Genomic DNA, 11833 nt, shown 5'->3' with positions numbered 1-11833 from the left:
CCTCAAAAATATAATGTTTAATAAAGCACTCGTTATATTGAATGAGCCAATATTGTAACGTTTTATGATAGTTGTCGCATAATTGAGACTCACCAGTAGGCGAGAATCTTCTGAAATGCTAAAGTAAGTCTCAAATCTAATTACTCGACGTTAGTTATTTGATGTCAGTTGAGTTACAACCACGATATTTCTTATCAAACAAAAGCTTAACCAATATACATCATCGGCTCTATTAATATTTCAATCAACGGTTAGTACCTACTTATGGATCTCTCACTATTATATTACGCCTTACAAGGTCTAGCAGGATTCATCGCCTTTGTCACAATCTGGGGCTGGCTGCCGCTGGATAACTGGTGGGTGCGTGGTGTTGAGTTTCCACGCATCCAAATAATGATGCTTGGTATTATCGCTTGGGTCGGCATGATAGTGTTTTTCTCAGAGTGGGAATTAGGGCAGTGGATATTATTTGTTGTACTGAGCGGTACGTTAGCATTTCAGCTGAGAATGGTACTGCCGTATACTAAGCTATGGAAAAAAGAAGTTCAAAAGGCAAAAGATAAGCCAGAAGGGCAAGCGCATCAAATAAAAATCATGGTATCAAACGTATTGACGCCCAATGACGAAACAAAAAAACTGGTCGATTTGGTTAAGCAAAAGCAGCCGGATATCTTAATTACATTAGAGAGTGACAAGAAATGGGAGCAAGCCTTACAGCAAGTCGAGTCTGACTATCCCTACACCGTGAAAGTGCCACTAGATAATCTATATGGTATGCATTTGTACTCTAAGCTTGAGCTGATTGATCCTGAAGTTAAGTATTTGATGATAGATGATATACCGTCTATTCATACACAGTTGCGTTTGCAAGGAGGCCGCGTCGTTTGGTTATATTGCTTGCATCCCATGCCGCCTAGTCCAACTGAAGCTGATAAGTCCACCACGCGTGATGCTGAGCTGCTCATGGTGGGTAAACATATAAAAGAAAACGACCAAACGGCGATACTGGCAGGTGATCTCAATGATGTCGCATGGTCAAAAACCACACGTCGTTTCCAACGTATCTCAGGACTACTAGATCCTCGTATTGGTCGACATTTTATTAATACCTTTCATGTTAAATATCCATTTCTACGTTGGGCTCTAGACCATATCTTTCATAGTGCCTGTTTTACGGTAGTTGATATTCAGCGTATGCCATCCGTAGGATCTGATCATTTCCCTGTGATGACTACCTTGCAATATGAGCCAGAAGAGGCAAGCAAGCAAGAAGGCAATGCGCCTACTGCACAAGTAGAAGATATCCAAGAGACTGACAATAAAATCGAAGAAGGCAAGAAAGAAGGCGAAAAAGTGTCAGAAGAGCACAGACAAGATCAGCGCAGTTTTGGTTGATAAAAGAGGCCGTTTATTAGCTGTAATGCATAGAAATGATGTAAGCATATGCTTACGCAAAATAGAGTCTTTAGCTTCTATCGGCACCAAATCCATTGGCCTATAATACATCCATCAACACAAGGATACGCATGGATGTAGTGTTGAGACAGTATCAATAAAAGCACAGGTCAGCCCGCTGTCTTATATAATACTGTTAAATGACTTAGGATGAGTCAGCACGGAAGAGAGATAATAACAATAACATGAAGTATTGAAACCCTGAACCAATCGCCCTAGGTTCGGGGTTTTTCTTTGTGTATAGATTTTGGTTTATCAAGATTCAAACTATTTAACTTTGAGATTTTTTAAAGCCTCCAGTTAAATATCTAACTGCGCAAAATAAAGAAGGGTATATGCAATGGCATATACCCTTCTTTATCTAAATCGATTCAATATTCTAGCTAACTTAATACTATTAGCTTATTGCAACATATCAGCCAAGTATCTGAATATAAGCGCCAGCACGTAGCTCTTGTAACCAGTCTTCTTGAGCTTGTGGTGCTAAGCGTTGATACAGTGCTTGACGTGCCATATTGCGACGATATTGCTCGCTAATATCTTGATCGCGCTTACCGTCGACTTTTAGGATATGCCAACCAAATTGCGTCTTAAATGGCGCAGAGTAATCACCAACAGCCGTATTCTTCATTGTGGCTTCAAATGGACCAACCATATCTTCTTCGCTAACCCAATCAAGGTCACCGCCACGTCCGGCAGAACCTGGATCGTCTGAATACGTTGAGGCTAAGCTAGCAAAGTCAGCGCCGCCACGAAGCTGCTCGTATAGATCATTGATTTTTTGTTCAGCAAGGGCGTCAGTCTGTAGATCATCGACTTTGACTAGAATATGGCGAGTATGCCACTGTGGTATCAGCATCGTATTGCTGGCTTTTTTATCAGCAAGCTTGATGATGTCAATACCTTCAGGAGTCAATAATGGCTCGCTTACGGTACCAACGTCTAACTTGGTAATTTTGCTAGATAGCTCTGTAGGTAACGAGGCTGCCTTGTGAAAGCCCATATCTCCACCTTGCAATGGAATCGGATAGCTACCTTGGCTAGCAGCAACGGCTTCAGCGACGTTGACATTTGGCTCAAGCAAACGCGTACGTAATGCTTGCGCGACTTTTAATGCTTCTTCACGTTGAGCGGGCGATAGGCGACTATAGTCATCTATATAAGGCACACGTACGTGAATGGTTTGATATTCGCTTTGATTCAGACGTTTGGCTTCAGGTGAGGCCAAAAACGCATCAATGTCTTGCTCGCTAATACGTACTCGGCGAGTAATTTGACGTTGCTGTAGCGCTTGGATAGAGGCCTCTTCGATCAGTTTGGCACGTAGATTGGCATAACTACCAGGTTGTGCGGCATCTAGACGTTGTTGCAATGCTGAGATGCTCTTAAGGCCTTCAGCTTGAGCGATTTGACCAAGACGTTGATTGATCTCTGATTCATCAGCAGACAGTCCAGCACGTTTGACCATAGACAGTTGTAGTTCACGCAAAATAAGCGCGTTTAACACCTCAGATTGTAGTTGTGCTGAGTTTGCGATAGGCTCTCCAGCAGCTTTTGCACGTGCTTGGGTTTGCTTGATAGCATCAACTAATTCGCTTTTTAAGATAGCATTTTCATTAACTAGGGCAATAATACCGTCTGTGCTATTGGCTGGCGTCAAGCGATCAACTGAGCTTTGCGCAGCAGAAGTAGAAGCTTGGGCTGCTGTAGGTTTGACAGTAGCAGCGTTGGCACTTAACGTAAGCGTAAGGCCTGCCATAGATAGCAATACTGCTCTGCTAGTCTGACGTAAAGAAAAAAATCTCATGATGCTCCTCATCAATGTCATTGCATCGGATGGTAGTCGGTCAACTCTATCCAATACTTTTAATAATAAAATATTCGACAGCGTTTCCCATAATAGGGGTTCAAATAGTGTCTTATAAATATTTACGTAAATAATTCTAATCTAGCAAAAAACTGGTTAGTCTTTCCATGCCGTCTGTACAGGTTCAAAGCCCAAGATTTTATCAGCAAGCAATCGTGTCAAGCGGCTACTACCACTGCCAAGACCGTTTAATCTAACTTCTGCCATAATAGCTTGTGTTGGTTCGTCTTTTACGTTTAGGTCATTGTAATAGCGGCGACCATAAACAGCAAAGCCGAAACAGCAATCTTCATAATCAACGCCGATTAATGAATCGAGCATTCTGTCGCTGTTTAGGTCATATTGACCTTGAGCCAATATTCGCCAGCTGTTATTAATAGGAAAAATTGCAGATGCTGTAAACGCGGATAGTGGCAACTGATCGGTATTGTCATCACGCTGACGCTTAACATAACCCACATTAAATAAGCTATTGTCTGACGGCTGATAGCGCAGTTCAGTCGTAATGTAGTTCAAATCATAGTTACTGGTTAAGGCACCGCTAACATCAACCCAAAAATTATTATAAGGTTGAGTGCTAGTATCCCATACCATACCTGAAGAAGACGAGGTAAATACTGGCTGATCGTCATCGAGTGTTACACGCCCATCATCTAGATAGAACTGTTCTGCAATGCTACCATCAAAACGTGTCACACCCGTTGCATCGATGTAACGATAATTGACGCCAGGCGTAATAGAGTGCAAATCCTGCAAACGATCATGACCTAAGAACCAACTGTCCGAAAACAGCTGTTCATAGTTAATCGAGGCAATACGCGTATTAAAGTTAGGAATGTCGTTTTGGTTCTTATACGGTGAATACGTATATTTTACGCGTGGGCTAAGTAAACGATAGCCGCCCATCGTATCGTCAAACGCACCAAATGGTGAGCCCGCTTGATAGAAGTGTAGTCCTGCATCGATACTGGCTTGCGGAACAAACACAGATTGACTGCCATCTTCTTCACTAAGCTGATTATCTTCCAAGCTATCTTCATCATATGACGTATATAGATGCTGCAAGCTAAGCTTAGGTTTGATATAACCCCAAGAAGTTTCCATTGGGTAGGCGGCGCTCAGTTTATTGTAAATACGTGCGCCACTTTTTTCGTTTTCAGAGCCATCATCGATAGATTTTTTGAAGTATGCAGAATCATGAATACCAGTAATATCGAAGCGCTCGGCCCAAGGCAAGCGATAATTTAATTTGAGCTGTGGCAAGCGTGAATACGGCTTGTCTTTGTCTTCTAACGCCTCACCGCTATCAGTGAATGCATCCAAAGTCTGGAAAGTTTCTACTTTCAGTTCACCATCGACATAATCATTGTAATAATTGACGCGGGCACGACGTGGCAAGTTTATGGTGCTGTCTGACAAGCCCAACGTATCAAAATCATTAAGGTAATCGGCATCTGATACATAGTTGTATTCAGCATCAGCACTTAACCGTGGAATGCTTTTCGACGACCAAGTGTGGTCATAAAACAAGCTGGTACGATCTTCGTCGTCATACTCTTTATCGTTTGGTAAGTATGAACCGTTTAAAATACCTTCCCCATAATTCTCAGTCAGATAACGGAACTCACCTGATAGCATAGGGTTACGGTCAGTATAAATATGCGTGTTAAGGGTGGCATCATAATTGGGTGCTAAGTTGAAATAATAAGGGATATCAACTTCAAGACCGCTTTCACTACTGACGCTAGCACTCGGTAATAAAAACCCACTACTACGGCGACTGTCTATCGGGAAGTTAAAGTAGGGGAGATAAAATACGGGTATATCAGCCACACGGAAAGTGGTGTTATACGCTTCGCCGCGCCCTGTATCGGTATTTAGATCGATACTTTTGGCTTCAAACTGCCATTTGCGGTTGGTAGGTGGACAGGTACTAAACATAACCTGATCCAGCTCGTATTCACTCTCATTCGGTTTATTTAAGCGTTTGGCATAGCCGTGCGCTTGTAGACCAACACTGGCAAATGCCACATCATTGGCCGTCGATTGACCAGTCTCAGTATTGTAATTCAAGCTATCTGCAACGCCAATTAGACCGCCTTGTGCCGCTCTATCGTTAAAGCTGGCTTGGCCGCTCTTTGTAGAAACGTTGTTTGTCGCTGCATTGCTTGTACGCTGTCCAGTCGCATTATCTGTAAACATGACTTTGCCTTGAGCTGCCGCAACGCCATTGCTCAAGTCAATCATGACTTTTTCTGCTTCAATATGCTGAGTGCCTTGGTCAATTTTTACATTGCCAGATAGCTCGGCATAATTAATATTATTGTAATAACCGTAATCAGACTCAGTAAATAAAGGGGCTTGATTGTTTGGAACGCTAGCCACATTTGGTGCTGGTTGTCCATTTGACGTACCAGCTTCATTCACAGCGCGTTGGTAATTGGGGTTGCTCTGCGGATATACCCATTGACCTTCACAGCGCTGGGCACTGTCCACAGCATTTGGCAGTAGACGTAAATTTCTACCGACCTTTGGAATCGTCTGTGCGGCAGGCATGGCGTTATTATGAGTATTGTTTGCTTCAGTGCTGATATCGTCATTATTTAATGTTGAAGCATCAGTATCTGGTGTTAGCTCATAAAACTCTGCTAAGCGCATTAGGCTGGCCTGAATACTCTCGTCATTAAGGTCTAGCTTGCCATTGTCTGTTGTTATCGCTTTAGGGACAAAGGCACTGCTATCTAGTGTATTACTGCTTACTTGGTTACTGGTTTCTGTATTTAGATTACTAGCATTAGAAACTTCATTGCTAAAAGCTTTAGAGTCAGCAGCCTCATTAATCTCTGTAATATCTAGGTCATTGTTCTCAGAAAATCTGCTATTTAACGCAGTATCATTCGATAAAGTAGCGTTATTCGTATTAGCAGAATTAGCATCGTCTGGATAGCTATCATTTAGAATATCTGCTTCTTGATAGCCATCATTGCTTTGAGTACGACTAATACTATTGGCGTCAGTCGCCACACTATTAGACGCATAGCTGCCTGTACTGTCCGTAGTTAGTGGTTCAGTTTTTTGCGTATTGGCATCACCAATGGCAGCACTGACAGTTAGGCTAGATAAGCCTAAGGCACCAAATAAGATCAAGCGGATGCTTTGGTAAAGCGGAGAATATAACAAGGGCACACCTATGATTGCAGAGCTTATTGGATTGCGTGACTGAGTTTAGTAGCGGTATCACCGAACGATATAAAGCAGTGAACGAGCGACTAAAATATGACTAATGTATTCTCAAAAATTTGGATGTTTTACATATAATGACGACTAATCATAGTCAAAAAAAACCAAATCAGCTACACTATTTACCAAAATTTATAATATAGCCATGCTGATTTTTAAGTAGCGATAGCGATTCTATCCGACATCAAGTATTGAATGATATAGCAATACGTCTGTGGCAGCTTGTATAGCACCGCCGCATATCGCTATTTTAGCAAGTATTTGTCAGACTTATCACTACTTTAATTATTTATGACTTATATTTAACCAGCGATGCCCAATATGACTGACAAAACGACTTTAGAGACTGATATGATCGATGAAAATAACAACCGCCAACAGCAATTAGAACAATGGTTACAGCAAGTATTTTTAGATCAAACATTTAGTCTAGACAGCTTACCTGGAGACGCTAGTGCCCGCCGATATCATCGTATCGAACTATCAGAGACAGACAATCGCGCCAACAAGCATTATATCGTCATGGACTCCGCTGACGAGCAAGATGCGATGCTGCAGTTTATCAATGTTGCGAAACTGATGGCACCTGCTGTCAACGTGCCGACTCTGACTGCACAAAATGTAGAAAAAGGATTTTTGGTATTACAAGATTTTGGCACAGTAGAATTTGCCCATTTGCTTGTCGATGCAACCGCAGACCAAATCAATGACTACTATCAGCTAGCAATGCAGACATTAGTCGCGCTACAAACGGTAGCAGTAGAAACGGCGAAGTCGCAACATCAGCTGCCAGATTATGACACGGCACTATTAGACCGTGAGATGGATTTATTTAGCGAATGGTTTATGCCATATATTGGTGTCGCGCTAGATGATCAGGTTTGGGGAAACCTAAAAAAAGCGTTAATGAATGAGATTTTGCAACAGCCACAAGTGGTGGTCCATCGTGATTATCACAGCCGCAACCTCATGCAAGATCAAGCAGACCAATCAAAGTTGGGCGTGATTGATTTTCAAGATGCCGTCATTGGCTCGTATGCTTATGATTTAGTGTCGTTAGTACGCGATGCTTATGTTGAATGGCCAGAGAGCCAAATATCTGCATGGATTGATGACTTTTGGCAGCTACAAGAACAAAAAACACTAACCACTGCTGATAGCGCGGTGCAGTTTGAAAACGATGTGAATGTTATAGGCGTACAACGTCACTTAAAGGTACTAGGGATTTTTATTCGTTTGTCTGAGCGTGATGGCAAAGACCGCTATTTGGCGGATATTCCTAAAGTCATGCGTGATTTGATTACTGAATTAAACTGGCTTGCCGAACATGGCAACGATGAACTAAAGCAATCAATTACACCGTTTAATCAATGGCTACAAGAGGCAGTGCTACCTGCTTATAAAGAGAAGTTTGCTTCAGCGTAGATGACGCTCAGCTAAATTAATTTAAATAATAAAGATAGGAGCGCAGATGTCTACCTCTACGATTACACAAGCCATGATTTTGGCAGCGGGCAAGGGCACACGCCTACGTCCATTAACGCTTGAGACGCCCAAGCCTTTGGTTGAAGTCGCAGGTCAACCGCTTATTGTTTGGCATATTAGAGCACTACAAGCAGCAGGCATTACTGATATCACGGTCAATGCTTCATGGTTGGCAGATAAGCTAATGGACACATTAGGCGACGGTTCACAGTATGGCGTAAAGCTGCATTGGTCAGTAGAAGGTGATGAACCACTTGAGACCGCAGGCGGTATTTTTCAGGCATTACAGTCAGGCAAACTAAAAGATGAGCCGTTTATTCTGGTCAATTCTGATGTCTGGACTACCTATGACTTCTCTCGATTAACAGATTATACATTGGGAGCGGATCAGCGCGCGCATTTGTTACTGATTGATAATCCAGAGCACAATAATGGCGGCGATTTTGCGGTTAATAATGGCCTAGCGAGTGAACAACCAGTGGGCGATGCAGATAAGTATACCTTCGCTGGTATTAGCGTAATGTCACCAAAATTGGTAGAAGGTCTGGTATCAGGACAGCCTGCTGCATTAGCACCACTACTGAAGCAAGCAATGATAAAGTTTCAGATTACCGCTGAAGTGACGACAGATAATTGGATAGATGTGGGGACACCAGAGCGTCTAACACAGGTCAATCAGTTTATCGAACAGCATGATATCGAGCATGCAGGTAAACCAAACTGATAAATTTAAGATAAATAAAAAGCAGCGTCGATTATTCAACGCTGCTTTTTTTATGCATATAGAGATATTTCTTACGATATGTCTAAAAGGTATATTGGCAAGACAAAAATGTAAACTTAGCATCTAGCAAGCTACTCATTAGCTAACTAACTGGCACTCGATCGTATGATTAGGCAATTACGCTAAACACCCATGGCCAGCTTGATTATCTGAGCAATGGTAAACACCACTAAAAACCCTGCCAAATATAGACCTACAAACCATGCCCATTGCGATTGTTTTTTACTGAACTTTTTCATAGAGATCTCCTGATTAGCGTTTGAAGCGTGACTACCATCTATAAACGATGATAGCCATCCTTTTTAGCTGATCCGTTGCCCGCCGCGATTAGCGACTAGTACATCGGATTGTGATCAGATTTACCTTTGAAGGTATAGTAAGCAAATGCTGTATAGCTCAAGATAATCGGTAACATGATACAGGCGCCAATCAGCATAAATGATAACGAAGTATCGGCAGCCGCCGCTTCATAAATCGTCATTTGATACGGTACGATATAAGGGAATAGGGCGAAACAAACCCCGATATAACCCATTAAAAATAGAGCAACCGTTAGCAAAAATGGACGATACTCACGCTCAGTTTTTAAGTCTTTACGCATGATAAAGAATAAAAGCATGACAATGATAGGCATAGGAGCAAGGTATAACAAATCTGGGAAACTAAACCATCCTTCTAACGCATCGATGTCTGAGAAGTACATAAACGCTGTGACCACAACCATCGCTACTAGTAACGCAGTAAGCATCCATCTAGAAACTTGGCGCGCCCATACTTGTAATGTGTGCTCTGTTTTTATAATAAGCCACGTCGAGCCAAGCAAGGCATAGCCGATAATCATGGCAAATCCACACACTATTGAGAAAGGCGTGAGCCAATCAAATGGGCCACCAGTATATAGACGGTTACTGGCTTCTAACCCTTGCACTAATGCCCCAAGCATAATACCTTGAGAGAAAGTGGCAACGACTGAGCCGACAAAGAAAAAAGTATCCCATACATGCCGACGTGAAGAGGATTTGAAGCGAAACTCAAACGCTACGCCGCGCATGATAAGACCGAACAGCATGGCAGTCACGGGTAAATAAAGACCTGTCATAATGATGCCATAAGCAACAGGGAATGCTGCGAATAGACCACCACCGCCTAGTACTAGCCACGTCTCATTACCGTCCCAAAATGGCGCGATAGAGTTCATCATGCGGCTACGGTTTTTATCTGATCCTGCAAATGGGAACAAGATACCGCAGCCCAAATCAAAGCCATCAAGCAGTACATAGACAAAGACAGACAAAGCAATCAAACCGCCCCAAATGAGAGGTAAATCTAATACATCACCGAAGTTAAACATTAGCGTAGTCCTCCATCATCGACATCATTTGCAGGCTCATCTAAGCCTTCTTCAGTACCTTTGGCAGGATTACTATCACCACTTAACGCGCGGCCTTGACTCTCAGTTACTGAGTGCTCGTAGAAGTTATCTTCTGCAGGATCTGTATAAGGTTTCGGCCCTTGAGCAATCAAGCGCAAGATATAAAAACTGCCTGCACCAAAGACAAATATGTACAGTACGATAAAGCCAATCAAGGTAGTGGCTACTTGCTGTGCTGCAAGCGGAGACATACTTTCAGCAGTACGAATGACACCGTAAACCGTCCAAGGCTGACGTCCTGTCTCGGTTACGAACCAACCTGATAATAAGGCGATAAAACCAAGCGGAGTCATCATCATCCAAGCACGGTGGAACCAGACACTGTCAGTATCGAACTGCTGTTTCTTGAAGTATTTGTATAGACTGAATAGGCCGACCAGCACCATAAGCATGCCAATACCAACCATGATACGAAATGCCCAAAACACGATGATAACGGGTGGTTGATCTTCAGGTGCCCAGTTTTTGAGCCCCTTAACTTCACCATCTAATGAATGGGTTAGGATTAAACCGGTCACATAAGGAATTTTTACTTCGTACTTATTGGTCTGATTTTCTTGATCGGGAATCGCAAAGAGACGTAGTGCAGCACCGCGCTCATCCTCCCAGAGCCCTTCCATCGCAGCAACTTTAGCAGGTTGGTGCTCAAGGGTATTTAGACCATGCTCATCACCAATCAATACCTGCGCTGGCGCAACAAAGATGGCCATAATCATCGCCATACCTAGCATCACACGACCATGCGCGCGGTGCTCGACATGCTTTTTGGATTGAATGTAGTATGCGCCGATACCACCGATGACAAAAGCAGTCGTCAGAAAGGCTGCGGTCATCATGTGAGCATAACGGTAAGGGAACGATGGGTTGAAGATAATTTCAAGCCAGTCGGTAGGATAGAGTAGGCCATCTGCACCCATCATAAAGCCCTGAGGGGTCTGCATAAAGCTGTTAGCAGCCAATATCCAAAAACCTGAAATCAAGGTACCAATAGCAACGATGGCGGTTGAGGCAAAATGCATGCGTTTGCTGACGCGGCCCCACCCAAATAGCATAATACCTAAGAAGGACGCTTCCAAGAAGAACGCTGTCAGTACCTCATAGGCGAGTAATGGGCCTAAAACGTTACCGGCTTTATCAGAGAATACTGCCCAGTTGGTACCGAACTGGTAGGACATCACCACGCCTGATACCACCCCTAAACCAAAGACGACAGCAAATATTTTGACCCAATGCTTGTACACTTCAGCATAAATAGGTTCACCAGTTCTTAACCAGCGGAATTCAAGTACCGCAAGCCAGCTGGCAAGTCCGATAGAAAAGGCAGGAAAGACGATATGGAACGAGATAACAAAAGCGAATTGAATACGCGCAAGCATCAGCGCATCGAGCTGGTCAATCATAAATGTAGCGAACATAAACGGTTACTCTCATCTGTTAGCTGAATAGCGCTGACTTCCATACAACGCTCAAGTAACTGTCCGTAACTATCCATCGATCAAAGTGGCAAGCATTACGGGCAATAGCTCAGTGACGTGGACTTAGCTCCATTAGACATAAATTGTGGCTAAGT

8 protein-coding genes are annotated in these 11833 nt (G+C 43.0%); 3 read left to right on the top strand and 5 right to left on the bottom strand.

The annotated features are described in order from the left end of the window. The first annotated feature begins 264 nt into the window (after positions 1 to 264). On the top strand, positions 265 to 1395 hold the full coding sequence (locus Q0788_RS04215) for an endonuclease/exonuclease/phosphatase family protein (protein ID WP_298808099.1): 1131 nt from the start codon (positions 265 to 267) through the stop codon (positions 1393 to 1395). 475 nt (positions 1396 to 1870) lie between these two features. Here the strand turns inward: Q0788_RS04215 and Q0788_RS04210 are convergent, their stop codons facing one another. Then, a complete protein-coding gene (locus Q0788_RS04210; RefSeq protein ID WP_298808098.1) occupies positions 1871 to 3262 on the bottom strand; it encodes a peptidylprolyl isomerase in 1392 nt (463 codons plus the stop codon). Between the two features lie 156 nt (positions 3263 to 3418). Further along, positions 3419 to 6508 (bottom strand): LPS assembly protein LptD, encoded by a 3090-nt coding sequence (locus Q0788_RS04205; protein WP_298808096.1) that lies wholly within the window; start codon positions 6506 to 6508, stop codon positions 3419 to 3421. 375 nt (positions 6509 to 6883) lie between these two features. Here Q0788_RS04205 and Q0788_RS04200 point away from each other — a divergent pair, with 375 nt between their 5' ends. Next, on the top strand, positions 6884 to 7987 hold the full coding sequence (locus Q0788_RS04200; protein ID WP_298808094.1) for a phosphotransferase: 1104 nt from the start codon (positions 6884 to 6886) through the stop codon (positions 7985 to 7987). 46 nt (positions 7988 to 8033) lie between these two features. Further along, complete coding sequence (gene murU / locus Q0788_RS04195; RefSeq protein ID WP_298808093.1) at positions 8034 to 8771, top strand: N-acetylmuramate alpha-1-phosphate uridylyltransferase MurU; 738 nt, start codon at positions 8034 to 8036, stop codon at positions 8769 to 8771. 182 nt (positions 8772 to 8953) lie between these two features. Here murU and Q0788_RS04190 read toward each other — a convergent pair whose 3' ends face one another. The 3 genes from Q0788_RS04190 to Q0788_RS04180 all read right to left on the bottom strand — a co-directional run bounded on the left by Q0788_RS04190 (position 8954) and on the right by Q0788_RS04180 (position 11678). After that, positions 8954 to 9070: a DUF2474 domain-containing protein gene (locus Q0788_RS04190; RefSeq protein ID WP_114700806.1), complete on the bottom strand. Its 117-nt coding sequence runs from the start codon at positions 9068 to 9070 to the stop codon at positions 8954 to 8956. Between the two features lie 95 nt (positions 9071 to 9165). Further along, positions 9166 to 10182, bottom strand: a complete 1017-nt coding sequence (gene cydB / locus Q0788_RS04185) for a cytochrome d ubiquinol oxidase subunit II (RefSeq protein ID WP_057759155.1) — start codon at positions 10180 to 10182, stop codon at positions 9166 to 9168. Continuing rightward, positions 10182 to 11678, bottom strand: coding sequence for a cytochrome ubiquinol oxidase subunit I (locus Q0788_RS04180; RefSeq protein WP_298808092.1), 1497 nt, complete (start codon positions 11676 to 11678; stop codon positions 10182 to 10184). The genes cydB and Q0788_RS04180 overlap by 1 nt, the downstream gene beginning before the upstream one ends. Positions 11679 to 11833: the final 155 nt, after the last annotated feature.

It is taken from the genome of uncultured Psychrobacter sp. (genome assembly GCF_947500265.1).
Taxonomy (GTDB): domain Bacteria; phylum Pseudomonadota; class Gammaproteobacteria; order Pseudomonadales; family Moraxellaceae; genus Psychrobacter.
This window is presented reverse-complemented; position numbering and strand designations above follow the sequence as displayed.

Excerpts from the sequence above, each read along its gene's own strand:
- Q0788_RS04190 (WP_114700806.1), bottom strand. The coding sequence starts at position 9,070 with ATGAAAAAGTTCAGTAAAAAACAATCGCAATGGGCATGGTTTGTAGGT.
- Q0788_RS04200 (WP_298808094.1), top strand. The coding sequence starts at position 6,884 with ATGACTGACAAAACGACTTTAGAGACTGATATGATCGATGAAAATAAC.
- murU (WP_298808093.1), top strand. The coding sequence starts at position 8,034 with ATGTCTACCTCTACGATTACACAAGCCATGATTTTGGCAGCGGGCAAG.
- Q0788_RS04180 (WP_298808092.1), bottom strand. The coding sequence starts at position 11,678 with ATGTTCGCTACATTTATGATTGACCAGCTCGATGCGCTGATGCTTGCG.
- Q0788_RS04210 (WP_298808098.1), bottom strand. The coding sequence starts at position 3,262 with ATGAGATTTTTTTCTTTACGTCAGACTAGCAGAGCAGTATTGCTATCT.
- cydB (WP_057759155.1), bottom strand. The coding sequence starts at position 10,182 with ATGTTTAACTTCGGTGATGTATTAGATTTACCTCTCATTTGGGGCGGT.
- Q0788_RS04215 (WP_298808099.1), top strand. The coding sequence starts at position 265 with ATGGATCTCTCACTATTATATTACGCCTTACAAGGTCTAGCAGGATTC.